We start from the raw sequence: 24,644 nt of genomic DNA, 5'->3' as shown, positions 1-24,644 counted from the left end.
GATCCGTCACCGCTTAGGCAGTGCCGAATTTCAGCAGCTTGATCGCAGCAAAATCGCTCACGTCACCGCCGACGCGCTTGGTCGCGTAAAACAGGACATGCGGCTTGGCGCTGAACGGGTCGCGCAGCACGCGCAGATCGGGGCGTTCGGCGATGGTGTAGCCCGCCTGGAAATCGCCAAAGGCAATGGCAAAGCTGTCGGACGCCGCATCCGGCATATCCTCGGCAATCAGCACCGGATAGCCCATCAGACGCGCAGGCTCACCAGAGGCCAGACCGTCCGACCACAGGAAGCGGCCATCGCTGTCCTTCAGCTTGCGGATCTGACCGGCGGTTTTCGAGTTCATGACGAAGGTGCCATTGACCCGGTACTGCGCGCCCAGCGCGTAGACCACATCGACAATCGCATCCGCATCAACGCCGCCATCGATGCCGGTGGCCACATAGCCCAGGCTTCCCCACGACCAGGTGTCATTCGCCACCGCACGGTGGATCATCAGGCCCTTGGGCTTGTCGATCCCATCCCCGTTGATAAAGGCTGCGGCCTCGGCACGGGCGAACTTGTCCGCGATGCGACCGGCCAACCAGCCTTCGACGTCAAACGCGCTGTCATCCAGCAGACGTTGCGAGGCCTTGGGCAGCGCACTCAGCTCGTGCAGCGGGATCGAGATACGGTCAATCACCGGCGTCGAGGTCTCTGCCGTAGTCGACGCCTCATCCACCCAGCCCGCGCCCACATCGGTATGGTCGATCAGCACGTCGAACGAGTTCGCCTCGACATTCACCACCGACGCAATCGAACGGATCGAAGCGGTCGAGTTCAGCACCGACTTGACCGTCTCAGCGGTTTGCGGATCGACCAGATAGCCGCCATCGCTGTTGACCGCGGTGGACAGCGATTTCGCTTCCATCTCGAGCCCGCGCAGCCCGTCATCCTCGCCGGACCGCACATAAGCGTCGAACGCCTTCTGATGCGGTGCGCCGTCTTCGATCGAGGCCGCAAGATGCGGACGCGCCGCGATGGTTGATTTACGATCCAGCATGGTCAGTCGCTCTTCTGTCTGTTGCAGTTTGGTTTTAACTTCGGCCTTGAGGCCCTTGAATTCATTCACGAAGCCAGCCATCGCCTGCTTCACCTCCTGAACCAGGGGCGCACCCTCTCCGGTCAAGGCCGGGGTCTCGGTCTTGCTCATCAGCACTTCCTTATTGGGGGGTTGCGGCGCTAGATCCGCGCCAGCTCCTGCCGGGCATCTCGGAACACCTCGGCAATACTGCGCCAGGTGAACGCGGTTTCGGGGTCTGCCCCTTTCGCCGCCACCCGCGCACTGGGCAGCATCGGGAAGGTCACCAAAGACACCTCCCACAGCTCCAGTTCGGTCAGGACCCGCTGGCCCTTGTCATTCTTCACGGCCCGCTTGGTGCGATAGCCAATCGACAGTCCGTCCATGGCACCGGCGCGGATCAGTTCCGCTGCCTCGCGGCCCTTCTGCGTCGCCTCCAGCAGACGTCCCTTGACCCAAAGGCCCCGGTCATCCTCGCGCACCTCGTCCCAGACGCCGATGGGCTGGGCCGGGTCGTGCTGCCACAGCATCTTGACCCGCTGACCCGCCTCGGCCAGCCCGGCCAGCGAGCTTCGATACGCCCCGCGCTGCACCACATCGCTGCCCTGATCGACCTGCCCGAACAGGCTGGCATAGCCTTCAATCACCGCATCATCCGAGACGGACAGACCGTCCCCAAACCGCGCGAATTTATGTTCCAAATCCATGAACTTCTCCATGTAACTCACTGACTTTATGGCGCCGCCACAAGGAATGACTGAAACGCCTGCGCCAGGATCACCGCCGCCACGCCATAGACCGTCAGCCACAACCGCCGCTCCAGCCGTTCCATCATCTCTTCGATCTGATCCAGTCGCCGACAGAGGTGAGCGTGCTGGATCTCGGCCACCCGCTCATGCGCGGCCAGACGCAGGCCCGGCGCGCATTCGAACGGGGGATACCCCTCAGCCATCGGCACGCTCCGGCAGCCCCAGCAAAGCGCGCTTCTCGGCATCGCTCAGGAAATCGGCCCCGTTGACCCGCGCCCATTGCGCATCACGTTCCGCCGACAATGCGGGCACCTGATCCAGATCGGGCTTCAACACCAACTCCTCGCCGGTAAAGCCCGCCAGCCAGTCCGACACCGCCGCCGCCACCCGCGTCACCAGGGGCAACACGGTCAGGCGATAAAACGCCCGGTTGGCCTCCTGATAGTTCGAATAGGTCGCGTCGCCCTGAATCCCCAGCAGCATCGGCGGGACCCCAAAGGCCAGCGCGATCTCGCGGGCGGCGGCTTCCTTGGTCTTTTGAAACTCCATATCCGAGGGCGAGAAACCCATCGGTTTCCAATCCAGCCCCCCTTCCAGAACCATCGGCCGCCCGGCATTCCGCGCCCCGCGATAGTTCTGCTCGATCTCGTCCGACAGACGACGGAACTGATCCTCGGCCATCACCCCATGGCCATCGCCCTTCCACACCAGCGCCCCCGAAGGCCGCGCCGCATTGTCCAAAAGCGATTTCGACCACCGCGACGCGCTGTTATGCACATCAATCGCCATCGCCGCCGCCTGCATCGGCGAAAACCCATAGTGATCATCCTGAGGGTGGAACGATTTGATATGACAGATATTTTCCGCCGCAAACCGATGCTTCTTGCCGCCGACCGCGTAATCATACGCCTTGGGCCACCCATCCGCCCCCGGCACCACGCTCATTCGGTCCGAGCGCAATACATGCAGCTCAACCGGCAACCCTTCCTCGGCCTGAACCGCCTCAACATAAGCATTTCCCGACAGCAGCAACTGCCCGAACAAGGCTTCCATCAACTCCGCCCGCCCCTGCGCCGCATTGGGACGACGCATCAGCGACAGGATCGGATGCACGTCAAACCGCTGCGCCTGATCCTGCAAAACCAGCGGCAAAGCAGCAGCCGCCTCGGCAATCAACTTGACCGAGCGAAACCCTACCGGGTTCCCCGAAAACCCCGTCCGCGTCAGCGACACCGCATCCCGAGGGCTCCACGCCACGCGCCCACCCGTCTGCCACGCCACCACAGGCCCCGCCGCGCTCGCCTTCGCCTCGGGCGCGCCTTCAGCCGATCCACGACGCAAGAAATCGAATACCATCTGTGCTCCTTTCTGCCGCCGCTCTGCCCGGCTTGTTGAAAGGAGTTATGACAGAAAGAAGTTTAGGGCTTGGGAATGGGGCGTACGGGGGTTGGGCAACGGGTAAGTCAAAGAAGGTGCGAGTTTGTAGTTTAATTGCAAAGTCGAATGACATAACCATTTGAAGAAACGGGAGGCCAGAGTGCTTTTCCCGCCATTCAAATGCGGTTCCGAACCGTACAGCAAAAGCCTGTATTCCTAGCATTCGAACTTGAGAAACTAGTAATGAGCAAACAAGACGAAAAGATAATCGAGATCTACGAAGTTCTGTGTGACCTACGCTATGCGTTGCATAAAGAAATGAGCACGGTCGACGACTACAAAAAAAGTTTCGACGGATATTACCAGCGGGTGGCACAAGCGGCACACGATGCCGAAGACCTGCTGCCTGCCGGGTACAAAGAACAACTCAGAAAGATGTAGACTAGTTCGAAAAGGCGTAGCAGCGGCTACTCAGGTAACGGAAACAGCCTTTTGATAAGACGGTCTGCATCAAGCTTATTAATCAGCGCTGCGAACTCACGCCAGTTCATAAAATCTTGACCCTTATTATGAAATTGGATCGCGGTTGTTCTAAAATTCATGTACGCCGCATAAAATCGTCTGTTTTCTTCAGTCACTTCCTGCTCACTGTCCAATATCTGCTTCGTTGAGCCATACAAAATCAAGGCTCGCTCTATGTCGCCCTCGAACAACTTAATATCTGCCAGAAAGAGATTGTAACCTACCGAGCGCGGAAATTTCTCCAGCAGTCGAATAACAATTCGCTCTGCTTTGGAATACTCACCTTTCGCAACCAATCGCTGCGCTCTGAGTAATTCATAGTTGCGAACAAGCCGTGCGAGCATTTTACAATCTCCAAGCATTCAATGAGAGAATCTTGGTGATAGGCGCATTGCTTTTCAAGCATTTTTCTTTAAATCAAAAACCATTACGGGGTCACAAACTCCGCACCCTCGGTCGACGATACACCCCAGCCGGCCCCACAACCAACTCGTGCAGTGCCCAGACCAGCGCGTCGACCCGGTCGGGTGAGCCCTGCCCCTCGAACCCCCGTGCGGTCATCTGGCACATCTGCTCCTCTAGCGCATCCAGCCCGGCCACATGGCTCACCCGCCCCTGCTCGTACAATGCCGCCACAGGCTCGGCACGCGCGACCTTCCCGCGTGAAGCCCGCACCGCGCGGTAAGGCACCAGAGGGTCCACCTGTCGCACAACCTCTTCCACCAGCTGCCCGCCCTGATTGACCTCGGCCACCAGCCGTTCGGCCCCGAACTCGTACATCGCGTCAATCGCCGCCTGCGCCCAGCCCGCTGGGCCAACGCCCTGCACCGTCCGGTCAGACAGCACATAGGCGCGCCAGTCCTCGGGAGGTCCCTGCACCTGCGCGCCAACCACCACGATCCCGCAAGCGTCCGCTCCTGAACCGGACGTCACTGCGGGGTCCAGCGCCACAACGACCCGGTCCAACTCAGGCACCTGAGCACAGCGCGCCGCTTCCAGCATTGATCCCGTCCACAGCGCCCCTTCGGCATCCGACAGCAGCACCCCGTCCAGCTCCTGCCGGCCCAGCCGTGTGCCCGCATAGCGCGCGCGCACCTCTTCCAGAAACGACGCCGCCAAATTGGCCCGGTTTGCCTCGGTCGGCGCATGGGTCTGCACGGTGGACGGAGACGCCAGCAAATCCTTCAAAACCTTCACATTGCGCGGCGTGGTGGTCACACAGACCCGCGGCCGATCCCCCAACCGCAGCGCAAATTGCAGCATATCCCAGGTCTCGCCCGCCTTCTTCCACTTGGCCAGCTCATCCACCCAGGCCGCATCGAACTGAGGGCCGCGCAGCCCTTCGGGATCATGCGCCGAAAACGCCTGCGCCTCGGCTCCGTTGGGCCAAATCAGTTTGCGCTCGGATGCCTTCCACACCGGCCGACGGTCCGGCGGCGAACACTGCAAAATCCCGCTATCGCCAAAGATCATCACATCGCGCACCTGATCGAAGGTCTCACCGACCAGAGCCACGCGACTGGCCTCGCCCTGATCCAGCGGCTTGGCCCCTTCGACCATCGACCGCACCCATTCGGACCCGGCCCGGGTCTTACCCGCACCACGCCCGCCCATGATCACCCATGACCGCCAGTCGCCCTCGGGCGGCAGTTGATGCGGCAGCGCCCAGAACTCGAACAGGAAAGGGAGGGCGCACAGCCCCCCCTCCCCGATCTCACTCAGAAATCTCTCCCGCACCGCAGCATCGGCGGAGGCGAGCCAGCCTGCACCCGATTTCAAATCGAGCGCGCTCAAGGTCGAGCGCATAGCCCCCTTGGGCAATTCCGGCTTGTCTGTGATGTTGTTCGACAAAATTCGCCTCCACTTTCTGGCAGGTTCGGATCAGCCCCTCCAGCTGCCCGATCTGCCGCGCTGAACCAGCAAGATCTGCATCCTCCCCGGCTCCGATCTGCCTGTGCAGTTCTTCCGCTGCCTGGCGCAAACCACGAATGGATCGCTCAAGCGACTGCAACAAGTCAGCCGTCTGGGAAATCCGCTCTTCCGGGGTAATCAAAGTCATGTTTGCCTGTGACCTCATGCGTGAGTTTTCTCCGCACGAGAGAAACGAAAAACGGCCACCGGATCGCCCCGGGGCCGTTGCCCACCTCTTCTAGCATGGCACAATCGATATAGAAAAAAGCGCGCGAAGTCAATGTTTTACGCAACACACGCGCAACACGCACCGTGCGACCTGTTTACACTTCGCCGTCAATCTCCTGACGGTTTCAGGCCTTACCCCCGCGCGATTTCCAACAATGCCGCGCTGACGATCAGCGTCGCGCCGATTAATTCGCGCAGCCCAAAAGGTTCACCCGAGAACACGGCGGCGGAAATCAGGCCAACGACAATCTCGCTCATCAAAAGCAAACCGACCCGCGCAGGCGTTAACAGCGTTGCGGGCCAAATTGTCAGAAAAATCATCGGCAGCGTGTATAGGACCGACAGCAGCGCAATCGGAAGCACCCGGACAATAACGTCGCTCTGCTCGCTCAACGCGCCCGCGCTGAAGGCCAGACTGGCCACTGACAGCAACAATGCCCCGGTGATGAACGCAAAGACCTGCCCCGGAACAGAAATACCTGACGCCCGGTACAGCCCAAGTGTTCCCACAGCCCAGGCCATCCCTGACAGAAGGGCCGCCCAATCCCCGGCATTGCTGGGCCAGGGGATGATCTGCTCGCCCCCGAGGACGATGACCATACCGCCAAGCCCACAGGCAAGCCCCAACAGCCGGATCAGGGTCAGCCGCTCGCCCAGAAAGACAAGGCCGACAATCGTTCCCCATACTGGTGTGAGGTAGAACAGCAGGATCGCGCGCACGACATCGGTATAGATCAGGCTGATCGTGAACAGGCCAAAAGCTGCGCCAGTGAAAACGCCACTGAACATCAAGTCCTGCCAGCGAAGCACCAGATCCCGCCAGTCGCGCCACAAAAAGGGTGCCAGACCGACAAGAGCAGCGGAATACATCACGATGCCAGGCCAAGCGCCGCTTAGTCCCTGATCAACGAAAAAGCGGACCGGGATCCAATACAGCCCCCACATCATGCCGCCAAACACAAGGGCGACACTTGCGACCTTCAGGTTAGAGCCGTGCAAGTTTCTTGACATCATCTGTGATACTCGGTGCCGATCAATTCCGGTTGCGGCACAACCCGCTCAAATTGCAGCGGCCTGGACCACAAAATCGATGCCGCAATCCGCCCAGGAACACCAGCAGATTCTATACCTCGAGGCGCTTAGGGTTTACCCAATGCAGGCTCAACACCTTGACAAACGCCGTCACAGCCTTCATGTGCCCCATCAAAGCGCTGACGCGTGAGCATTGGCGGGCTTCTTCCGCCCCACAGCGCCCTACAGACACTTCTCCAGTTCCCCTTCACGCAGGGTTCTTGATGCGATGGCCGGATGGCACAGGGTTCGCCTGTGAGTCCCGAGGCCGCGCAAAACCCCTGCCGGTTGCGCGGTTGCCGCGTGACCCGTTTCAAATGCGCCCCGGCCAGTTCGGCCCGGGGTGGAAAAAGGATAGACATTGTTCGACTTTGACATGCTGGGCCTTGCGCCAGCTTTGAATGACGCGCTGAAACGCGCGAATTTTTCGCAGCCGACCCCGATCCAGAACCAGGCCATTCCGTTGGCCCTGAACGGGCATGACATTCTGGGGCTCGCCCAGACGGGCACCGGCAAAACCTTGGCCTTTGGCCTGCCGCTGATCGATCACCTGCTGGCGCAGCCCGGCAAACCCGATCCCAAAACCGCCAAAGCCCTGATCCTTGCCCCGACCCGAGAGCTGGTGAACCAGATCGCCGACAGCCTGCGCACCCTGACCCAAAAGACAAAGCTGCGCGTGGCCACTGTTGTGGGCGGGCAGTCCATCAACAAGCAGATCATGTTCCTGTCCCGTGGCACCGACATTCTGGTCGCCACCCCCGGACGTCTGATCGATTTGATGGAGCGCGGCGCGGTTGACCTTGGCGCCGTCCGCCATCTGGTGCTGGACGAGGCAGACCAGATGCTCGACCTCGGCTTCATCCACGCGCTGCGTAAGATCGCGCCGGCACTGGGGACGCCGCGCCAGACCATGCTGTTCTCGGCCACCATGCCCAAGCAGATGGAAGAGCTTAGCCGCGCGTACCTGACCAACCCGCAACGGGTGCAGGTCTCGCCTCCGGGCAAGGCGGCGGACAAGATCACCCAGTCGGTGCATTTTGTCAGCAAACCCGGAAAGCCCGGCAAGCTGCGGGAAATCCTGTCGCAGGACACCGATGCCCTGACGCTTGTCTTCTCGCGCACGAAACACGGGGCCGAGAAGCTGATGAAAGGTCTGGTCGCCGATGGCTATAACGCCGCGTCGATCCACGGCAACAAAAGTCAGGGCCAGCGTGACCGCGCCATCAAGGCCTTCCGCGCCGGAGAAATCAATGTATTGGTCGCAACAGATGTGGCCGCACGTGGGATCGACATTCCGGGCGTCGCCTATGTGATCAACTACGATCTGCCTGAGGTGCCCGACAACTACGTCCACCGCATCGGTCGCACCGCACGGGCCGGGCGCGAGGGCGAAGCCATCGCGTTCTGCTCAGCGGAGGAGGTCGATCTGCTGCGCCAGATTCAGAAGCTGATGAAAATCGACATTCCCGTGGCCAGCGGAGAAATGCCCGAAGCCGTTCAGGCCGAACGCCCCGCGCGCGGTCAGAACAATCGCCGCCGTGGATTCCGACCCAAGCCCGCCAATGGCGGCTCAAAGCCGTCGCAATCCAAACGCAGGCGGCCCCGTCGCAAACCCGCAGCTTGATCCAACAAAAAACAGCGCCCGAACCGGCGCTGTTTTTCTTTCAAACTCAGAGCTTAGTTGCCCGAATTCCGTTCGGCCTCAATCTCGCGCCACTTGGCGACATTGCGGTTGTGTTCCTGCAGGGTCTCGGCAAAGGCGTGACCACCGGTGCCATCCGCAACAAAGAAGATGTAATCCGTGCTGTCCGGGGCAACAGCCGCTTGCAGGCTGGCCTGACCCGGGTTGGCAATCGGCGTCGGCGGCAATCCATCGATCTGATAGGTGTTCCACGGCGTCGGGCGATTCAGCTCACTGCGCCGCAATCCCCGGCCCAACGTGCCCTGCCCCTTGGTGACGCCATAAATCACGGTCGGGTCTGTTTGCAGCCGCATACCCTGGTTCAGACGGTTCACAAACACGCTCGCCACCTGACCACGTTCTTCCGGGACACCGGTTTCTTTCTCGATGATCGACGCAAGGATCAGCATTTCTTCGGGGCTTTGCAGCGGCAGACCATCCTGACGGCTTTCCCAAGCTGCATTGATGCGCAACTGCTGAGTTTCCTGCATCGCCTGAAGGATTTCGTTCCGGTCCTGCCCGGCAACGACATCATAGCTGTCCGGCGCCAGCGATCCTTCGGCGGGAATTTCTGTCACCTCACCGCTCAGCGCTTCAAACCCCTTCAGCGCCTCAACCACCTGCCACGAGGTCACGCCCTCGGCCAGCGACACACGATAGCGGGTATCCGCTTCGTTGCGCTTCTCCGTATAGGCTTCGGGCGTTTCATCTTCGGCTGCATCGAAAGACGCGATCTCGTCGAAGTCCAGTGTCGCCGGATTCAACTCGCGCACACGGGTCTGGGCACGGGTCACGCCGATCCGATATTCAATCTCGGACCCGCAGGTGCTGGCCCCGCTGCTGGTGATCTCATCTATGATCTGCTCCATCGACGCGCCTTCGCGCACCAGAAAGCTGCCCGCCTTCAACCGCTGCGCCCGGTCGGTGTAATCCGCAGCCATCCGAAAGATCGTGGCGCTTGTGATCGCGCCCTGATCCTCAAGATCGCGGCTGACGCGGGTCATGTTCGACCCGCTTGCCACTTGCAGGCAAATCGCGGTGTCCAGCGGGCCTTCGGCCTTGTACTGGGATTGGCCCCAAAGGATCAGGCCGCCCATCAGGAACAGGCCGACCACCAGAATGGTCAGCGCGTTCGATGCCAGGGCACGCCACATTTAACTGACCTTTCCGAAGATCACGCTGGCATTGGTTCCGCCAAACCCGAACGAGTTCGACAAGGCCACGTTAATCTCACGCTCGCGCTTGGCGTTTGGTGCCAGATCAATCGGCGTTTCAACCGCTGGATTGTCCAGATTGATCGTCGGCGGTGCAACCTGATCGCGGATCGCCAGGATCGAGAAGATCGCCTCAATCGCGCCCGCCGCACCCAGCAGGTGCCCGGTGGCCGACTTGGTCGAGGTCATGGTCGCGTTGCTGGCATGATCGCCCAGCAGACGCTCCACCGCACCCAGCTCAATCGTATCCGCCATGGTCGAGGTGCCGTGCGCGTTGATATAGTCCAGATCCTTCGGCTCAAGCCCGGCACTGCGCAGCGCGGCTTTCATCGAGCGTTCGGCCCCGTCGCCATCCTCGGAAGGTGCGGTGATGTGATAGGCGTCGCCCGACATGCCATAGCCCAGCACTTCGGCATAAATCTTGGCACCGCGTGCCTTGGCGTGCTCATAGTCTTCCAGAACCACGATGCCTGCGCCTTCGCCCATCACGAACCCATCGCGATCAACGTCATAGGGGCGACTGGCCTTCTTCGGATCGTCTGCATACTTCGTCGACAGCGCCTTGCACGCGTTGAATCCTGCAATCCCAATCTCGCAGATGCAGCCTTCACCACCTCCGGCAATCATCACATCCGCGTCGCCCGACCGGATGATCCGGCTGGCATCGCCAATGGCGTGGGCACCGGTTGAACAGGCCGTCACCACCGAATGGTTGGGACCCTTGAATCCAAACCGGATCGAAACCTGACCAGACGCCAGGTTGATCAGCGCGCCGGGAATAAAGAACGGCGATACGCGGCGTGGGCCTTTGTCGCGGATCAGGTTTGCAGTTTCCGCAATCGATCCCAGGCCACCAATGCCCGACCCGATCAGAACGCCGGTCCGCAGACGATCCTCTTCATCCTCGGGCGTCCAGCCCGCATCCTTGCACGCCATCTCGGCCGCCGCGATGGAATACAGGATAAAGTCCTCGATCTTGCGCTGCTCTTTCGGCGGCATCCAGTCGTCGGGGTTGAACGTCCCGTTGGTTCCGTCCCCGCGTGGCACTTCGCAGGCATAGGTCGTGGTGACCCCGCTTGCCTCGGCATCGAACAGTGTGATCGGGCCAGCGCCGGACTCTCCGTCCAGCAGACGTGACCAGGTTTCTTCGACCCCGCTGGCCAAAGGAGTGACCAATCCCAGACCGGTTACGACGACTCTGCGCATGAAGTGCCTCTTGCCTGCTTCCTGTTATGAGAACCGCTCATACCCCGCCCCGGGGTACGGGGGCAAGAGCAAGGGCGCATTCCTTACCGACATCATATTGCCAATTCCGGTCACATCTTGCCGGGCAGCCGGGTTTCGCCACCCCGCTGGAACAAAAAAAACCGCCCTCTCCCGGATGTGGAAAAGGGCGGAACAGATTTCCCGGCCAGTCCTATTGGAACTGCGCTACCGGTTCATGGGCAGCCGTCGCAACCTCAAGCGCCTCAGACAGATCCAGCGTTTTGCGGAACAATGCGCGCGCGAACATCGCACCCGAAATGTTGGGAATATAGGCCAGCCGCGAAATATCATCAGCCGAACGCACCACGCCGTTTGCTACGATAGGCGTACGCGAATGCTGCGCCAGGCCGGAAATCAGCCCAAGCTGGGCTTCGACATCTTCCATGTCGCTGTCAATATCCGTCACCACGATGGCCGCAAAAGGCGTGCCTTCGAACGCGTCGATAAATGCCTCGGGTGTAAAAGCGCTCTGGCTGCGCCAACCTTCGGTCATCACGTAGCCCTGCCAGACATCCACCGCCAACACGATCTGATCGGGGTACAGCTTGGCCAGTTCCTTCACCAGTTGCGGATCACGCGCCGCCAATGTCCCGATCACAATACGGCCCGCGCCTTTGTCGATCCAATGCTCGACATGCTCGCGGCTGCGCATGCCACCGCCCAGCTGTACCGGGATTTCAGCGCTGCGAATGATCTCTTCGACCAGCCCCGCGTTGGTGTCGCGCCCTTCGATCGCGTCGAAATCGGTCAGATGCATCCATTCAGCACCGACGGCAGCCCAGCTGCGCGCTGTTTCAACCGGGTCCACATGCCAGATCATTGCATCGTCCAGGCGACCCTTGTCCAGGGTGACGCACCGCCCGTTCTGCAATTCCATCGTGGGGTAAATCCGCATGAGCATTCTCCTCCGCTCAATCGTTCTGGAAATCCAGAATAGCATACATGCGATGGATCGGCTCAATTTACCGGGATCGGCAAAGTCTGGTCAATTTGCGGCATAAGTTGCCCTCGGCGGAGTTACGCCCGCGCCGGTGGTCCGTTGCGACGTAGCAAGTGGACCGGAGTGCCCTTGTACTCGGCCTCGCGCGTCAGCACATAGCCCAGCTTTTTCGCCAGTTTCTGCGAAGTCGCGTTGCTTGCATTCACCATGGCAACCAACGGCCCCGGCATGATCCGGTCGAACCAGTCATGCGCGGCCTGCGCGGCCTCATACCCCAGCCCCTGCCCTTGGGCTTCGGTGGCGAGGACCCAACCGGCCTCGGGGAAAGCGTCGAACTCTTCACCCATCCCGCGATCGGCGTAGAAGAACCCGGCCTGACCTATCAATTTGCGATTCGATTGTTGCAAAACGCCCCACTGCCCGAACCCGGCCATCTGCCAATGGCCCGCATTGCGCAGGAACGAATCCCAGGCTTCACCGCGCGAACGGGGCTGGCCGCCGATATGCTGAACCACGCAAGGGTCGCGCCAGATTTCGGCAAAGCGCTCAAAATCCTCGGGCCGCATCGCACACAGCGTCAGCCGTGCCGTATTGATCATCGGTGTGGATCTTATCATCGCCTGCCCACTTGGAATAACGCCTCAGTGGAAACAGTGCTAAGCGAACAGGCGTCACGCAAGCCTGAAAGTTGGGCCGACAATAAAAAACGGCGCCCCCGTTGCCCGGAAGCGCCGCTTTTGATCAGAAATGAAACGCTTAGGACGCTTCGCTGATGAATTTGACCGCGTCGCCGAAGGTCTGGATGGTCTCGGCTGCGTCATCAGGAATTTCGATGCCGAACTCTTCTTCGAAGGCCATGACCAGCTCGACGGTGTCCAGGCTGTCTGCGCCCAGATCGTCGATGAAGGAGGCGTTTTCCGCAACCTTGTCTTCTTCAACACCCAGGTGCTCAACAACGATCTTTTTAACGCGATCTGCGACGTCGCTCATGTCTATTCCTCATTCCTATTCAGGGCGGTTTGCCCGGTTCTGCCCTTGCCCGCACGGGTTGGCTTTGATTTGCCCGTTCCGGGCGGTTTGGGTCCCGGCTCACCGGGAAAGTAGAAGGCCGACCTGAACGACCGGCCCCTGCATAGATGCGCCGCCTATAACATAGTCCGCGCACAAGGCAAACGCTTTCGCGCCTGTCCTGTTATGCGCTCACAACATGGCCATACCGCCATTCACATGCAAGGTGCTTCCGGTAACATAGCCCGCTTCGGGGCTGGCAAGATACAGAACGGCGGCCGCAATTTCCTCGGGGTCGCCCATACGACCCGCCGGAACCTTGAGCAACAGACCCTTTTTCTGTTCCTCGGTCAGCTTCTCGGTCATGGCCGTGGTAATGAAACCCGGAGCCACAGCGTTAACGGTGATGCCGCGCGTGGCAACTTCGTGGGCCAAGGCCTTGGAAAAGCCGATCATTCCGGCTTTCGACGCCGCATAGTTCGCCTGCCCCGGATTGCCGATCGCGGCCACCACGGACGAGACATTCACGATCCGGCCCCAACGCGCCTTCATCATGCCCCGGATCACGCCTTTGCACAGTTTCATGGTCGAGGTCATGTTCACGTCAATGACGCTCTGCCATTCTTCATCGGACATGCGCATGAACAGATTGTCACGCGTGATGCCGGCATTGTTGACCAGAATGTCGACTGATCCCATCGCCTCGGCTGCCTGTTTCGGTAGTGCCTCGACGGCCTCTGTGTCACTCAGGTTGCAGGGCAGCACATGCGCCCGCTCTCCCAGTTCATCGGCCAAAGCCTGCAGTGGCTCAACCCGCGTACCTGATAGGCCCACATTGGCACCAGCGCCATGCAAGGCGCGGGCGATATCGCCCCCGATCCCGCCCGAAGCGCCAGTAACCAGCGCATTCTTACCCGTCAAATCAAACATACTGTTTCCCTCGTGAGGCGCCCTGAACGGCGCGTTCTATGCTTACGACTCGGCCGCGACGGCCTTTAGGACATCTTCTGGCGTTCCAACCGCTTTGCCAGCGATGGCCCGGTCAATCTTGCGGATCATGCCGGACAGGGCTTTGCCCGCGCCAATCTCCCATGTCTCGGTCACGCCCTGCGCCGCCATGTACTGCACGCTTTCGCGCCACCGAACCGAGCCCGTCACCTGCTCGACCAGCAACTGCCGGATCAGGTCCGGGTCGCTCACGGCCTCGGCGCGCACATTGGCGACGACCGGAACCGTCGGGGCCTTGATTTCGACTGCGGCCAAGGCGTCTGCCATTACATCTGCAGCAGGCTGCATCAGCGCACAGTGAAATGGAGCACTTACCGGCAACAAAATCGCCCGCTTTGCGCCTTTTTCCTTGGCAATCTCGGCAGCGCGTTCCACGGCTGCCTTGGCGCCGGATACGACAACCTGCGTTGGATCGTTGTCATTTGCCGCCTGACACACCTCGCCCTGCGCGGCTTCTTCAGCGACGGCGCGCACCGCTTCAAGGTCCAGACCAAGAACAGCGGCCATTGCACCTTCACCCACCGGAACCGCGCTTTGCATCGCCTGACCGCGCTTGCGCAACAGGCGGGCGGTATCGGCCACCGACAAAGCACCCGCCGCCGCCAGTGCGGAATATTCACCCAGCGAATGCCCGGCCACATAGGCCGCATCAGTTACAGACACACCTTCGGCCTCCAGCGCACGCATCGCCGCCATAGAAGTGGCCATCAGCGCGGGCTGCGCGTTCTGAGTCAGCGTCAGTTCTTCGATCTCGCCGTCCCAGATCAGGCTGCTTAGCTTTTCGCTCAGCGCCTCGTCGACCTCATCAAAAACGGCTTGGGCCGCCGGGTAGGCCTCGGCCAGTGCTTTACCCATTCCGATGGTCTGGGCGCCCTGCCCCGGAAAAACGAACGCGCGTGTCATTGCAACCTCATGGATGACGTTAGGTTGCGGCGGGGTGTAAACTGACATGGGACGCGGCACAAGTAGGGTGCATTGCGGCACCTTGAATGTGCGCAGTCTCGTACTTGTGTCATTGCGCGTGCGCTTTAGGTTGGGGGCAGCCTACCCATACCGGAGCGTTTGTTCGATGCCCTCAAGCAATACCTTTTCCAGCTATGGCAGCGTCGCCAAGGCTTTTCACTGGCTGACGGCTTTGCTGATCTTCACGGCCCTGCCACTGGGCTGGTACGCCAACCAGTTGGCCCACGCGATCTATGACCCTAACATCCCGACATCCGAAGAGGATATTGCCAACGCGGCCCGCCTGTTCTCGCTGCACAAGACCGTTGGCGTGACGGTGTTCTTTGTCGCGCTGGCCCGCATTCTGTGGACATTGTCTCAAACCAAACCGGGATTGCTGAACGCTGAAAACAAGCCCGAGGCTTTTGCCGCCGAAACCGTGCATTGGATGCTTTATGCCTCGCTGGTTCTGGTGCCGCTGACCGGCTGGCTTCACCACGCCGCCGCCGAAGGGTTTGCGCCGATCCTGTGGCCTTTCGGCCAAAACCTGCCGTTTGTTCCGAAATCGCCATACGTGGCCGAGGTGACCGCCGGGCTGCACTGGCTGTTCATCTGGGTTTTAGGCGGGTCACTGGTTCTGCACATCATGGGCGCCCTGAAACACCACGTTGTAGATAAGGACAGCACCCTGCGCCGCATGCTGCCCGGTCAGGCGGACGCACCCGAACCGCCAGCACAACACCACTCGGCCCTGCCTGCATTCGCTGCCTTGATCGTCTGGTTGGGGGTTCTGGGCTTTGGCTGGACCAACGGCACATTTGATGACCACTCCAAAGCGGCAACCGACACGGCCGAGCTTGAAGACGTGCAATCGGAATGGGAGGTCGAGGATGGCACCTTGTCGATCACCATCTCTCAGCTGGGCAGCCCCGTGACCGGGACCTTTGGCGACTGGACAGCCGCGATTGCCTTCGAAGACCCCGCCGAACCGGGATTGGCCGGGGCGGTTGATGTGACAATTGCCATCGGATCGCTCAGCCTGGGTACAGTGACCGATCAGGCGATGGGCGCGGATTTCTTTGACAGCGCGCAATTCCCGACCGCCGCTTTCAAGGCCGATCTGTTCAAGACCGAAACAGGCTATGAGGCCCGCGGGCCTCTGACGATCCGCGACAAATCCCTGGACGTTGTTCTGCCTTTCGCCCTGGAGTTGCAGGATGATCAGGCAACCATGTCAGGCGAGTTGCAGTTGAACCGGATGGATTTCGACGTTGGCACATCTCAACCGACAGAGGACTCGCTGGGCTTTAACGTCATAGTCTCGGTCGAGTTGACTACCGAGCGGGACGAAGAGTGACAAAAAAACCGCCGGGTCGTCTGACCCGGCGGTTTCCTGTCGTAACGATCAAGCTTCGCTTATTCGGCTTTCTGCGCTTCGACCGAAATCTGAACCTGTACCTCGTCGCTGACGAACGGGGCGAACTGGCCCAGATCAAACTCGCTGCGGGTCAGGGTTGTGGTCGCATTGAAACCGGCCCAGGGCTTGTTGGCCATCGGGTGCTGGTCGACCTTGTTCAGTTTGGCATCCAGAACGACCGACTTGGTCACACCGTTCATGGTCAGGTCGCCGGTAATATTGGCCGTGTCGTCTCCGGTAACTTCGATCCCGGTCGAGGTGAAGGTGATCAGATCGCCTTCGGACGCACCAAAGAAGTCTTCGGTCATAAAGTGATCTTCACGCGCTTCCCAGCCGGTGAACATCGACATCACCGGCATCGAGACCGACACGCTGGATGCGGCAGGGTCTTCCTGATCGAACATGATCTCGCCTTCAAAGCCCGAGAACATGCCAGTGGTGGTCGAGAATCCCAGGTGGTCATAGCTGAAAATGACCTGACTGTGGCTTGGATCCAGAACGTATTTCTCGGCGCTGGCGAAGGCAGTGGTCGCCGTCATGGCCAGGGCAGCAGCAAGCAGGGTGGATTTCATAACAGTCTCCGCTTTTTTGTGAATGCAAACCGTTTGGGTTGCTCAAAACAAAAATGTGCCGCCCAAGGGCGGCACACAAGTATTTTTGATTCACAAACTCTGTTCCTTTTTGAACAGAATAAAACTCAGGCGAAAATTGTTACGCTTTGGCTCAGTTGACCCTTCAGCGCTCGGCTGACATCCGCCGATTGCAACGGCAGTTTCATCAGCAGGCTGCCGTCAACGTCATACAATTGGACTTCATCATCCTCGAAACGGGCACCGCCAAGGCTTTCGTAGCTGCGACGCAGAACCGTCTGGGGACGGCCGTTCTCATTCTTTTGCAAAATGCGGACTTCACGGCGGATCGGGTCGAAATAGGCATCCGGGCGTGAATCCATCACTTCGATGGTCAACAGGCTGACACCGACGATCAGGAACAGCATCGACGCGACCATCTTGATCGGCCAGACCTCGGCCCCGATCACCGACCCCGGCATCAGCCACATCGAGAAGGCCGACACGATCAGGAAGGCTCCGACGATGCGGGCCAGAACGATCCGGGCTTTCCAGTTCACTTTGAATGCAATCTTGACCGGCACGGAATGTTCAAAGCCCGCGCCCTGCGCCTGCTTGCCAAGTGTGTTCGTGTTCGTCGCGGTCATAACATCATCACCCTGTATAAGGTTACCGTCTTAGATTTGGCTGTCCGGATGTGTTCCGGCTTGCTTAACAACTTTGAGCCGAAAAGCGTCAGGAATTGGGCGCAGCAAAGGAAATTGGACGACTTCACCATGGCAGTCCCGGCAGGCCTTGCCCCGGACGGGGAAACGTGTATACGGGGCCATCCTTCGCACGACACATGAATCGCGCAGCCTCTCGTGGCAGGGTCGCGAAGGATCACAGTGGCCCCGCCTATGAAATGCGCCTTGATATAAACAGGAGTGAACATGCCACTGTATGAGCATGTAATGATCGCGCGTCAGGACCTGTCCAACGCGCAGGCCGAAGGCCTGATCGAACACTTTGGCACCGTGCTGGCCGACAACGGCGGCAACCTCGTTGATAGCGAGTACTGGGGAGTCAAGACGATGGCCTACAAGATCAACAAGAACCGCAAAGGCCACTATGCCTTCCTGAAGACCGATGCCCCCTCGGGTGCGGTTCAGGAAATGGAACGCCTGATGCGCCTGCATGACGACGTCATGCGCGTTCTGACCATCAAGGTCGACGGTCACGAAGATGGCCCGTCGGTTCAGATGCAGAAGCGTGACGAACGTGGCGACCGCCGCGAGCGCCGTTGATCAACGCCTGAGAAAAGGACACTAAACCATGGCCGCAAAACCATTTTTCCGCCGCCGCAAGGTCTGCCCGTTCTCGGGTGAGAACGCGCCGAAGATCGACTATAAAGACACCCGTCTGCTGCAGCGTTATATCTCTGAGCGTGGCAAGATCGTTCCTTCGCGCATCACCGCCGTTTCGGCGAAAAAGCAGCGTGAACTGGCCCGTGCTATCAAGCGCGCCCGCTTCCTCGCCCTGCTGCCCTACGCCGTGAAGTAAGGAGAGACTGACATGCAAGTTATCCTTCTGGAACGCGTTGCGAAACTGGGTCAGATGGGCGACGTCGTTGACGTCAAGCCCGGCTACGCCCGCAACTTCCTGCTGCCCCAAGGCAAAGCCCTGAGCGCATCGGACGCCAACATCGCGTCGTTCGAAGCCCAGAAAGCGCAGCTGGAAGCACGCAACCTGGAAACCAAGAAAGAAGCTGAAGCACTGGCTGAAAAGCTGGACGGTCAGCAGTTCATCGTGATTCGCTCGGCATCGGATGCCGGCGCTCTGTACGGCTCGGTCACCCCGCGTGACGCCGCAGATGCCGCAACCGAAGCAGGTTTCACAGTCGACAAGAAACAGGTCATCCTGATCGCTCCGATCAAGGAACTGGGCCTGCATTCGGTCGCCGTTCGCCTGCACCCCGAGGTTGAAGTCGAGATCAAGATGAACGTTGCCCGCTCGGAAGAAGAAGCCGAACTGCAGGCATCGGGCAAATCGATTCAGGAACTGGCCGCTGAAGAAGAAGCTGCCGCTGAATTCGAAATCGCCGAACTGTTCGACGACATCGGCTCGGCCGCTTCGGACGACGACGATCTGGTGGCCGAAGACGCCCCTGCCCAAGAAGACGAAGCAAAAGCCTGATCTGGCCAAGCTGACCTTACAGAAAGGGCCGCGCCATTCGCGCGGCCCTTTTTCTTGCCCGAGCCAGCAAAATTCAGCCCAATTTCACAGCTAATCTTGCGGCGTCGACCGCGATCCATATCATCGCGCACCGGAACCTGGAGAATTTAGATGGCAGTTTTCCCCCGCCGCAGCATCATCGCCTTCCTCGCAATGGCCACCCTTGCCGCCTGTAGCGGCGCCGAAGTATCCCGAGGTGACGCGGAACCGTTCGATCCGCCGCTCTACCCCAACGAGACCCCGGAATTGCGCGCGTCGATCAACAAATGGGCAGATCACTACGAGTTGCCGCGTGAGTTGGTGCACAAGCTGGCGATCCGCGAAAGCACGCACAGACCGTGGGCTGTGAACCGCCCTTACTACGGCCTGCTCCAGATCCTGCCTGCCACGGCGCGCTCAATGGGATATAAGGGCAACGCGCAAGGTCTACTGGACGCTGACACCAATCTTGAGTTTGCGGGAAAATACCTGCGCGGTGCATGGCTGCTTTCCGATGGCGATCAGCAACGCGCCATCTTTTTATATGCAAAAGGGTACTATCCCGAAGCCAAGGCACGCGGTATGCTGGTTGAGACAGGATTACGACCCGCGCCGTGATATGGGGCGGTCAATCGGAATGATCTTCTGTTAGCAGTTGCGTTCCGATAGTGACAAAAATGTTCTAATACGTCACCAGCAGCGTCGAAAAGCGCAGACATTTCGCACGTCGCCTTGTCATGTTTTCAAAAGTATGTTGTGCTGGCTGCCGTGAGGTAAGTTGGGTTCCACTCTAAGTTTACTGCCGGTCTGACGACACCATCAGACTTGTGGTATGGGCCGCAGTTGGTAGGCGCCGCATGGAAATTTTCGATCTGAGCACTCTGCCGGATGCAGAAACTCGGTATACCGAGTTTCTTAAGCAGATTTGCGACAAGCATGAAATGGACCATGCCGCCTATGCTGGCATGAATCCTGCGGCTGGTACCGTAGCCGGTTTTGTGACCTACGACGACGCCTGGAACGAACACTATCAGAACCAGGGTCTGATCATGATCGACCCCACAATCCACATGGCCCGACGCAGCATCGCCCCCGTGGATTGGAGCCGTCTTGAACGCAGCCCGGAATTTCAGCGCGTTTTCAGGGACGCCCATGATTTTGGCATTCCGAATCAAGGCGTTACCATTCCTGTCCGTGGACCTTACGGCGATATTGGATTGCTCAGCGCGACCCGCAATTGCAGCAAGGAAGAATGGCGTAAACTATACACCCATGTCATCAGCGACCTGCAATCGATGGCCGTTCACATTCACGACCATGTCGTGACCTCAGATGAACTGACCGGTGCGCTGTACCATCCCACCCTGTCCACGCGCGAAGCCGAGATCCTGCAGTGGGTCGCGGCAGGCAAGTCGCAGCAGGATATCGGCGACATTCTGTCCATCTCACACCGCACCGTCGAGGTGCATCTGCGTTCAAGCCGCGAAAAGCTGAGCGCATTGACCACGCCGCAAGCCGTCGGCCGGGCCATCGCAATTGGGCTTATTACCCCAGGTTAAACACAAAATTCCCCAAATTCCGTCAAAATACGGGAAACCCCCAATAGAAAAACCCCCTCAAAACGGTAACTTCTAGTTTACCGAACAACCACTCGAAGGGGGAAAAAATGATCATCGTGGTAGATGGGCTGAACAGACACCTGTTCGGCGAAGTTCTCGACGAAATGTTTGAACTGCGCGCACGCGTATTCGGCGGACGTCTTGGATGGGACGTTAATATCGAAGACGGGAAAGAGATCGATGAATTCGATCACCTGGATCCTGCATACGTAATCGGACTCGACGACGGGGGGAATGTCGTCGCAGCCGTGCGTGCCCTGCAGACCACCGGACCTCACATGCTTTCCGATGTCTTCTCGGCCATTCTTGATGGCGAGGCACCGCTGCGCAGCGCGACGATGTGGGAATCCACGCGCTTTTGCGTCGACACGCAGCGTCTCAAACGCGGCAAGGACAAAAACTCGGTGTCTTATGCCACCTGTGAACTGATGATTGGCTCGCTGGAATATGCCAAGAACGCAGGTATCCAGGACATCATCACCGTAATCGATCCGGTTATGGATCGCGTTCTGCAGCGGTCGAACTGTGCGCCTTACGACTATGTCGGCAAAACTGTCCCGATGGGCAAAGTATCTGCACTGGCCGCGCTGTTGGATTGCACCGATGAACGCATTCAGGGCGTCCGCGACTTCGCTGGCATCGAAGGCGACGTCTTCTTGGACGAGGAAGAGGCTCTGGCCCTGTTCAACTCGAAGAAAGCTGTTGAGCCCAATCCGGCCAACCGCGATCACAAACCGCTCACTGACCTCGAAAAATACTTTGTCGAACAGATGAGCGCAGCGCGCACCGAAGCGGAACGGCAAGATGTTCTGAAGCTGATCGAAGCGCTGACCGACACCTTCACGCCAGAGCAGAAGACCGCTCTGCTACAGACCCCCCGTGCTTTTGCTCATGAGGCCTGACCCCCTCACCTCATAGTACAAAGCCACCCATGCGGAGTCGCCAATTTCAGGCGGCTCCGCTTTACTTTTGGCCCCCGAAAAGGGGGGAAGAGGATTATTCCTCTTCCAGTGCCTCAACGGCTTTTTGCAGGTCGTCCTTGCTGACTTCTTTGTCTGCAACGGTGGCCAGTTCGAAAACGTAGTCGACAACCTTGTCTTCAAAGATCGGCGCGCGCAGTTGCTGCTGCATCTGGGCGTTTTGCTGCACGAACTCAAAGAACTGGCGTTCCTGACCCGGGTACTGACGCGCCTGGTTCATGATCGCCTGAGTCATCTCGGCATCGGTCACTTCAACTTCAGCCTTCTGGCCCAGCTCGGCCAGCAGCAGGCCCAGACGCACGCGGCGCTCGGCCAGTTTGTTGTGCTCGTCGGTGGGTTCGATCTCATCGTGATCGTGGCCTTCGACCTCGGGGTTTTCCTCGTGCCACAGCTGGTGGGCGATCTGCTTGGCCTCAGCCTCTACCAGCGACGGCGGCAGGTCAAAGGACACCTTCTCGTCCAGCGCGTCCAGCAGGGCGCGCTTCATCACAGCGCGTGACGCACCAGCGTATTCGGCCTCCAGACGCTCGGAAATCTGACCTTTCAGAGCCTCCAGATCCTCGGCGCCGAATTTCTTGGCCAGCTCATCATTGACCTCAGCGGCAACCGGTTCTTTCACCTCTTTGACGGTGCAGGTGAAAACAGCGTCTTTACCGGCCAGATGCTCGGCACCGTATTCTTCGGGGAAGGTGACGTTGACGTCTTTTTCTTCCTCGGCTTTCACACCAACCAGCTGCTCTTCAAAGCCGGGGATGAAGCTGTTCGAGCCCAGCACCAGCGGGTAGTCTTCCGCCGAGCCGCCTTCGAACTCTTCGCCGTCAACCTTGCCGACGAAATCGAACACGATCTGGTCACCGTCCTTGGCTTTCGAACCCTTGCGGCGCGCTTTGAAATCCTGTGCAGTTTCGGCCAGGTTGTTCAGCGCCTCTTCCACGGCTGCGTCATCGGCTTTGACAACCAGCTTCTCCAGTTCGACCGATTTCAGGTCAACCTCGGGGATTTCCGGCAGCGCTTCGTAGGACATTGCGACCTCGACGTCGTCGCCTTCTTTCCAGTCCTCATTGGTCATCTTGACCTCGGGCTGCAGCGCAGGGCGGTCGCCGCTGTCTTCAAAGTGCTTGTTCATCGCACCGTCGATGGTTTCCTGCATCGCTTCGCCCAGCAGGCGCTGGCCAAATTGCTTCTTCAGCAGCGCCATCGGCACCTTGCCTTTGCGGAAGCCCTTCATCTCAACTTCGGGCTGCGCCTCGGTCAGCTTCTCGTTGACCTTGTCGTCCAGCTCGGCTGCTGTGACGGTGATGTTGTAGCCGCGTTTCAGACCTTCGTTCAGCGTCTCGGTAACCTGCATTATGGTAGTCCCCATAGGATTCGGGGCGCGCAAAACGGCGCGCCGGGCAAATTTGACGCCTTCTATTTGCCCAGCCGCCCGCGTGCAAGGGGGCAAAGGCCGGATCACCCCGGATTTACCGCTTCTCAGTATAAAAAACGCCCCGGATTGGACCGGGGCGTTTGTTCAGGAAATCGTCCGGGTGATCAGAACCGCCAGCGCGCGCCCAGAACCCAGGCCTCGTTGTTGTCGAACGAGGTACCGTCGTCAAAATCGTGGTTGCGGTATTTCAGATAGGCATCGGTGTTGATTGCGTCGATCTTCTGCACCACCGCGATGCCCCAAGCCTTGGTGCTGGACCCGTCCGAGTCAAAATCCGAACCGTCAAAGTAGTCGATCCCCACGCCGGTTTTGCCCCATGGCACCCAGTTCCCTTCATAGGCGATTTTGCCGTACCAGTAATTGGGGTCGGACGCGCCATCCGCGTCGTCGTCGCGCGTACCTGCTGCAACGGTAAAGCTGAACCCGCTGGGCAACAGAACCGAGGCCGAGCCGATCGTGTCTTTGCGCTCACCCGAGTTGTCGTCACGGTCGCGCACAGCATAGGCCAGACCGGCCGCAAACTCGACCCCGCCCGCAAAGGTGTTTTCGTAGGACAGGCCAATGTCGTAGTAATCGTCGTCATCGCTGCTGGACAGGATGTTCTGACCATAGGCGATCCCGGCAGAAAATCCGTTGACGGTCGGCGTGTCATAACGAATGCGGCCCCGGCGCGAACCGTCCAGGTTGCTGCTGGAGTCGCCAACGGTGATATCGCTCAGCATGCCGTCAGTTCCGCGGTAGAAGAAGCCCGCGTTCTCGTCGTTGGTGAACGAATAAAGCGCTGTGCCGACATAGGACAAATCCACTTCGGCTGCACCATCGGACACCATGCTGCCCTGCCCGGCCGAGAATTTACCCCAATCGCCTTTCAAGGCGAAATCGACATGGCGCAGATCTTCGCGCGTCCAGCCATCGCCATTGGTGCCGAACTGATCCGCCGAGGCTGATCCGGGCAGACCCAGGCCGGTTTCAAAGCGGAAGGTAAACTCGTTGCTGCCAAAAGGCTGCAGCAAGCGCAGGCCAACGCGGCTGTTCGACAGATCGTTGTCCAAAAGCCGGGTCTCGGTCTCTTCGCCATCGTCGACCGAAATAATGGCCGGGTTCAGCTGGCCATAAAGCTCAACATAGCCGCCGCTATTGTTTTCATATTTCAATTCAGCCGCAGCCGGAATTGCCGTTGATGCGGCAAGGACTGCAACAACCGAGGTGGATTTAAAGTTCAGGGTCATTTCACTCACCATGAAAAATTCAGGTTTCAGGTACTGCTCAGATGTTTACGGAACGTGAGCGTTCCAGTGCGCCGCAATCGGTTCCGCGCGAGCATTGCTTTTTCGCAACAGCAGAAACTCGCAAAATTTGATATTTGTTAATGTTTATAAAGGCTTGAACATTCACACACTAGATCTCGCCAAGCACCACAAGTGAATTGTGACGCCGAGCCATGCGTCTGGCAAACACTC

28 protein-coding genes are annotated in these 24,644 nt (G+C 59.3%); 9 read left to right on the top strand and 19 right to left on the bottom strand.

The window, feature by feature from the left end; genetic code table 11:
• Positions 1 to 13: 13 nt before the first annotated feature.
• Genes ACR0AC_RS06055 through ACR0AC_RS06040 form a run of 4 tightly spaced genes read right to left on the bottom strand, consistent with a single transcriptional unit; the run spans position 14 to position 3,165 of the window.
• A complete protein-coding gene (locus tag ACR0AC_RS06055; protein ID WP_170621987.1) occupies positions 14 to 1,192 on the bottom strand; it encodes a phage major capsid protein in 1,179 nt (392 codons plus the stop codon).
• Positions 1,193 to 1,221: 29 nt separating this feature from the next.
• Positions 1,222 to 1,767, bottom strand: a complete 546-nt coding sequence (locus tag ACR0AC_RS06050) for an HK97 family phage prohead protease (RefSeq protein ID WP_480626156.1) — start codon at positions 1,765 to 1,767, stop codon at positions 1,222 to 1,224.
• A 26-nt stretch (positions 1,768 to 1,793) separates the two neighbouring features.
• Positions 1,794 to 2,012: a GTA head formation protein, RCAP_rcc01685 family gene (locus ACR0AC_RS06045; protein WP_170449893.1), complete on the bottom strand. Its 219-nt coding sequence runs from the start codon at positions 2,010 to 2,012 to the stop codon at positions 1,794 to 1,796.
• On the bottom strand, positions 2,005 to 3,165 hold the full coding sequence (locus tag ACR0AC_RS06040; protein ID WP_480872401.1) for a phage portal protein: 1,161 nt from the start codon (positions 3,163 to 3,165) through the stop codon (positions 2,005 to 2,007). Before ACR0AC_RS06040 ends, ACR0AC_RS06045 begins: the two co-directional genes overlap by 8 nt.
• A 264-nt stretch (positions 3,166 to 3,429) precedes the next feature.
• On the opposite strand from ACR0AC_RS06040, the gene ACR0AC_RS06035 reads away from it, so the two are divergent.
• Positions 3,430 to 3,627, top strand: a complete 198-nt coding sequence (locus ACR0AC_RS06035; protein ID WP_480872399.1) for a hypothetical protein — start codon at positions 3,430 to 3,432, stop codon at positions 3,625 to 3,627.
• 26 nt (positions 3,628 to 3,653) lie between these two features.
• On the opposite strand, the gene ACR0AC_RS06030 is transcribed toward ACR0AC_RS06035, so the two are convergent.
• The 4 genes from ACR0AC_RS06030 to ACR0AC_RS06015 all read right to left on the bottom strand — a co-directional run bounded on the left by ACR0AC_RS06030 (position 3,654) and on the right by ACR0AC_RS06015 (position 6,861).
• Positions 3,654 to 4,052, bottom strand: a complete 399-nt coding sequence (locus ACR0AC_RS06030; RefSeq protein WP_480872397.1) for a tetratricopeptide repeat protein — start codon at positions 4,050 to 4,052, stop codon at positions 3,654 to 3,656.
• Positions 4,053 to 4,143: 91 nt separating this feature from the next.
• Positions 4,144 to 5,514, bottom strand: coding sequence for a DNA-packaging protein (locus ACR0AC_RS06025; protein ID WP_480872395.1), 1,371 nt, complete (start codon positions 5,512 to 5,514; stop codon positions 4,144 to 4,146).
• On the bottom strand, positions 5,423 to 5,767 hold the full coding sequence (locus ACR0AC_RS06020) for a hypothetical protein (protein ID WP_480872393.1): 345 nt from the start codon (positions 5,765 to 5,767) through the stop codon (positions 5,423 to 5,425). The genes ACR0AC_RS06025 and ACR0AC_RS06020 overlap by 92 nt, the downstream gene beginning before the upstream one ends.
• A 212-nt stretch (positions 5,768 to 5,979) precedes the next feature.
• Positions 5,980 to 6,861 (bottom strand): DMT family transporter, encoded by an 882-nt coding sequence (locus ACR0AC_RS06015; RefSeq protein ID WP_170449885.1) that lies wholly within the window; start codon positions 6,859 to 6,861, stop codon positions 5,980 to 5,982.
• A 418-nt stretch (positions 6,862 to 7,279) separates the two neighbouring features.
• Between ACR0AC_RS06015 and ACR0AC_RS06010 the strand changes: the two genes are divergently transcribed.
• Entirely contained in the window at positions 7,280 to 8,542 is a 1,263-nt protein-coding gene (locus ACR0AC_RS06010; RefSeq protein ID WP_480872391.1) for a DEAD/DEAH box helicase, read from the top strand.
• A gap of 53 nt (positions 8,543 to 8,595) precedes the next feature.
• On the opposite strand, the gene mltG is transcribed toward ACR0AC_RS06010, so the two are convergent.
• From mltG to fabD, 7 genes are all read right to left on the bottom strand, one after another.
• Positions 8,596 to 9,753 (bottom strand): endolytic transglycosylase MltG, encoded by a 1,158-nt coding sequence (mltG, locus tag ACR0AC_RS06005; protein WP_480872389.1) that lies wholly within the window; start codon positions 9,751 to 9,753, stop codon positions 8,596 to 8,598.
• A complete protein-coding gene (gene fabF, locus ACR0AC_RS06000) occupies positions 9,754 to 11,019 on the bottom strand; it encodes a beta-ketoacyl-ACP synthase II (RefSeq protein WP_480872387.1) in 1,266 nt (421 codons plus the stop codon). It lies immediately after the preceding gene.
• Between the two features lie 211 nt (positions 11,020 to 11,230).
• Positions 11,231 to 11,974, bottom strand: a complete 744-nt coding sequence (locus ACR0AC_RS05995) for a 1-(5-phosphoribosyl)-5-[(5-phosphoribosylamino)methylideneamino] imidazole-4-carboxamide isomerase (RefSeq protein WP_170449877.1) — start codon at positions 11,972 to 11,974, stop codon at positions 11,231 to 11,233.
• 122 nt (positions 11,975 to 12,096) lie between these two features.
• On the bottom strand, positions 12,097 to 12,636 hold the full coding sequence (locus tag ACR0AC_RS05990; RefSeq protein ID WP_170519421.1) for a GNAT family N-acetyltransferase: 540 nt from the start codon (positions 12,634 to 12,636) through the stop codon (positions 12,097 to 12,099).
• Positions 12,637 to 12,775: 139 nt separating this feature from the next.
• On the bottom strand, positions 12,776 to 13,009 hold the full coding sequence (locus tag ACR0AC_RS05985) for an acyl carrier protein (protein WP_008756330.1): 234 nt from the start codon (positions 13,007 to 13,009) through the stop codon (positions 12,776 to 12,778).
• A gap of 210 nt (positions 13,010 to 13,219) precedes the next feature.
• The gene (fabG, locus tag ACR0AC_RS05980) at positions 13,220 to 13,957 is read right to left on the bottom strand and encodes a 3-oxoacyl-[acyl-carrier-protein] reductase (protein WP_170449874.1); all 738 of its coding nucleotides are present in this window, start codon (positions 13,955 to 13,957) and stop codon (positions 13,220 to 13,222) included.
• Between the two features lie 42 nt (positions 13,958 to 13,999).
• Entirely contained in the window at positions 14,000 to 14,938 is a 939-nt protein-coding gene (gene fabD, locus ACR0AC_RS05975) for an ACP S-malonyltransferase (RefSeq protein ID WP_170621994.1), read from the bottom strand.
• A 166-nt stretch (positions 14,939 to 15,104) separates the two neighbouring features.
• Here fabD and ACR0AC_RS05970 point away from each other — a divergent pair, with 166 nt between their 5' ends.
• Positions 15,105 to 16,334 (top strand): cytochrome b/b6 domain-containing protein, encoded by a 1,230-nt coding sequence (locus ACR0AC_RS05970; protein ID WP_480626160.1) that lies wholly within the window; start codon positions 15,105 to 15,107, stop codon positions 16,332 to 16,334.
• Positions 16,335 to 16,393: 59 nt separating this feature from the next.
• On the opposite strand, the gene ACR0AC_RS05965 is transcribed toward ACR0AC_RS05970, so the two are convergent.
• Together ACR0AC_RS05965 and ACR0AC_RS05960 are read right to left on the bottom strand one after the other, a co-directional pair.
• Positions 16,394 to 16,966 carry a YceI family protein gene (locus ACR0AC_RS05965; RefSeq protein ID WP_170449867.1) on the bottom strand — a complete coding sequence of 191 codons (573 nt, stop codon included), beginning with the start codon at positions 16,964 to 16,966 and terminating at the stop codon, positions 16,394 to 16,396.
• A 125-nt stretch (positions 16,967 to 17,091) separates the two neighbouring features.
• Positions 17,092 to 17,610: a hypothetical protein gene (locus tag ACR0AC_RS05960; protein WP_170449865.1), complete on the bottom strand. Its 519-nt coding sequence runs from the start codon at positions 17,608 to 17,610 to the stop codon at positions 17,092 to 17,094.
• 285 nt (positions 17,611 to 17,895) lie between these two features.
• Between ACR0AC_RS05960 and rpsF the strand changes: the two genes are divergently transcribed.
• The 6 genes from rpsF to ACR0AC_RS05930 all read left to right on the top strand — a co-directional run bounded on the left by rpsF (position 17,896) and on the right by ACR0AC_RS05930 (position 21,677).
• On the top strand, positions 17,896 to 18,249 hold the full coding sequence (rpsF, locus tag ACR0AC_RS05955; protein ID WP_170449863.1) for a 30S ribosomal protein S6: 354 nt from the start codon (positions 17,896 to 17,898) through the stop codon (positions 18,247 to 18,249).
• A 28-nt stretch (positions 18,250 to 18,277) separates the two neighbouring features.
• On the top strand, positions 18,278 to 18,505 hold the full coding sequence (gene rpsR, locus ACR0AC_RS05950; protein WP_005608650.1) for a 30S ribosomal protein S18: 228 nt from the start codon (positions 18,278 to 18,280) through the stop codon (positions 18,503 to 18,505).
• Positions 18,506 to 18,517: 12 nt separating this feature from the next.
• Positions 18,518 to 19,138, top strand: coding sequence for a 50S ribosomal protein L9 (gene rplI / locus ACR0AC_RS05945; RefSeq protein ID WP_170449861.1), 621 nt, complete (start codon positions 18,518 to 18,520; stop codon positions 19,136 to 19,138).
• 150 nt (positions 19,139 to 19,288) lie between these two features.
• Complete coding sequence (locus ACR0AC_RS05940) at positions 19,289 to 19,774, top strand: lytic transglycosylase domain-containing protein (RefSeq protein WP_170449859.1); 486 nt, start codon at positions 19,289 to 19,291, stop codon at positions 19,772 to 19,774.
• Positions 19,775 to 20,013: 239 nt separating this feature from the next.
• Positions 20,014 to 20,715: a LuxR family transcriptional regulator gene (locus ACR0AC_RS05935; protein ID WP_170449857.1), complete on the top strand. Its 702-nt coding sequence runs from the start codon at positions 20,014 to 20,016 to the stop codon at positions 20,713 to 20,715.
• Positions 20,716 to 20,822: 107 nt separating this feature from the next.
• Positions 20,823 to 21,677 (top strand): acyl-homoserine-lactone synthase, encoded by an 855-nt coding sequence (locus ACR0AC_RS05930; protein WP_170449855.1) that lies wholly within the window; start codon positions 20,823 to 20,825, stop codon positions 21,675 to 21,677.
• A 94-nt stretch (positions 21,678 to 21,771) separates the two neighbouring features.
• On the opposite strand, the gene tig is transcribed toward ACR0AC_RS05930, so the two are convergent.
• Positions 21,772 to 23,103 (bottom strand): trigger factor, encoded by a 1,332-nt coding sequence (gene tig / locus ACR0AC_RS05925; RefSeq protein WP_170452999.1) that lies wholly within the window; start codon positions 23,101 to 23,103, stop codon positions 21,772 to 21,774.
• Positions 23,104 to 23,288: 185 nt separating this feature from the next.
• Positions 23,289 to 24,413, bottom strand: a complete 1,125-nt coding sequence (locus ACR0AC_RS05920; protein WP_170449853.1) for a porin — start codon at positions 24,411 to 24,413, stop codon at positions 23,289 to 23,291.
• Between the last annotated feature and the right edge of the window lie 231 nt (positions 24,414 to 24,644).

The sequence above is a fragment of the Ruegeria sp. H7 genome, assembly GCF_056532945.1.
The sequence above is the reverse complement of the archived record's forward strand: the minus strand, read 5'-3'. Positions and strand labels throughout refer to the sequence as shown.

Excerpts from the sequence above, each read along its gene's own strand:
- ACR0AC_RS06055 (WP_170621987.1), bottom strand. The coding sequence starts at position 1,192 with ATGAGCAAGACCGAGACCCCGGCCTTGACCGGAGAGGGTGCGCCCCTG.
- ACR0AC_RS06050 (WP_480626156.1), bottom strand. The coding sequence starts at position 1,767 with ATGGATTTGGAACATAAATTCGCGCGGTTTGGGGACGGTCTGTCCGTC.
- ACR0AC_RS06045 (WP_170449893.1), bottom strand. The coding sequence starts at position 2,012 with ATGGCTGAGGGGTATCCCCCGTTCGAATGCGCGCCGGGCCTGCGTCTG.
- ACR0AC_RS06040 (WP_480872401.1), bottom strand. The coding sequence starts at position 3,165 with ATGGTATTCGATTTCTTGCGTCGTGGATCGGCTGAAGGCGCGCCCGAG.
- ACR0AC_RS06035 (WP_480872399.1), top strand. The coding sequence starts at position 3,430 with ATGAGCAAACAAGACGAAAAGATAATCGAGATCTACGAAGTTCTGTGT.
- ACR0AC_RS06030 (WP_480872397.1), bottom strand. The coding sequence starts at position 4,052 with ATGCTCGCACGGCTTGTTCGCAACTATGAATTACTCAGAGCGCAGCGA.
- ACR0AC_RS06025 (WP_480872395.1), bottom strand. The coding sequence starts at position 5,514 with ATGCGCTCGACCTTGAGCGCGCTCGATTTGAAATCGGGTGCAGGCTGG.
- ACR0AC_RS06020 (WP_480872393.1), bottom strand. The coding sequence starts at position 5,767 with ATGACTTTGATTACCCCGGAAGAGCGGATTTCCCAGACGGCTGACTTG.
- ACR0AC_RS06015 (WP_170449885.1), bottom strand. The coding sequence starts at position 6,861 with ATGATGTCAAGAAACTTGCACGGCTCTAACCTGAAGGTCGCAAGTGTC.
- mltG (WP_480872389.1), bottom strand. The coding sequence starts at position 9,753 with ATGTGGCGTGCCCTGGCATCGAACGCGCTGACCATTCTGGTGGTCGGC.
- fabF (WP_480872387.1), bottom strand. The coding sequence starts at position 11,019 with ATGCGCAGAGTCGTCGTAACCGGTCTGGGATTGGTCACTCCTTTGGCC.
- ACR0AC_RS05995 (WP_170449877.1), bottom strand. The coding sequence starts at position 11,974 with ATGCGGATTTACCCCACGATGGAATTGCAGAACGGGCGGTGCGTCACC.
- ACR0AC_RS05990 (WP_170519421.1), bottom strand. The coding sequence starts at position 12,636 with ATGATAAGATCCACACCGATGATCAATACGGCACGGCTGACGCTGTGT.
- ACR0AC_RS05985 (WP_008756330.1), bottom strand. The coding sequence starts at position 13,009 with ATGAGCGACGTCGCAGATCGCGTTAAAAAGATCGTTGTTGAGCACCTG.
- fabG (WP_170449874.1), bottom strand. The coding sequence starts at position 13,957 with ATGTTTGATTTGACGGGTAAGAATGCGCTGGTTACTGGCGCTTCGGGC.
- fabD (WP_170621994.1), bottom strand. The coding sequence starts at position 14,938 with ATGACACGCGCGTTCGTTTTTCCGGGGCAGGGCGCCCAGACCATCGGA.
- ACR0AC_RS05970 (WP_480626160.1), top strand. The coding sequence starts at position 15,105 with ATGCCCTCAAGCAATACCTTTTCCAGCTATGGCAGCGTCGCCAAGGCT.
- ACR0AC_RS05965 (WP_170449867.1), bottom strand. The coding sequence starts at position 16,966 with ATGAAATCCACCCTGCTTGCTGCTGCCCTGGCCATGACGGCGACCACT.
- ACR0AC_RS05960 (WP_170449865.1), bottom strand. The coding sequence starts at position 17,610 with ATGACCGCGACGAACACGAACACACTTGGCAAGCAGGCGCAGGGCGCG.
- rpsF (WP_170449863.1), top strand. The coding sequence starts at position 17,896 with ATGCCACTGTATGAGCATGTAATGATCGCGCGTCAGGACCTGTCCAAC.
- rpsR (WP_005608650.1), top strand. The coding sequence starts at position 18,278 with ATGGCCGCAAAACCATTTTTCCGCCGCCGCAAGGTCTGCCCGTTCTCG.
- rplI (WP_170449861.1), top strand. The coding sequence starts at position 18,518 with ATGCAAGTTATCCTTCTGGAACGCGTTGCGAAACTGGGTCAGATGGGC.
- ACR0AC_RS05940 (WP_170449859.1), top strand. The coding sequence starts at position 19,289 with ATGGCAGTTTTCCCCCGCCGCAGCATCATCGCCTTCCTCGCAATGGCC.
- ACR0AC_RS05935 (WP_170449857.1), top strand. The coding sequence starts at position 20,014 with ATGGAAATTTTCGATCTGAGCACTCTGCCGGATGCAGAAACTCGGTAT.
- ACR0AC_RS05930 (WP_170449855.1), top strand. The coding sequence starts at position 20,823 with ATGATCATCGTGGTAGATGGGCTGAACAGACACCTGTTCGGCGAAGTT.
- tig (WP_170452999.1), bottom strand. The coding sequence starts at position 23,103 with ATGCAGGTTACCGAGACGCTGAACGAAGGTCTGAAACGCGGCTACAAC.
- ACR0AC_RS05920 (WP_170449853.1), bottom strand. The coding sequence starts at position 24,413 with ATGACCCTGAACTTTAAATCCACCTCGGTTGTTGCAGTCCTTGCCGCA.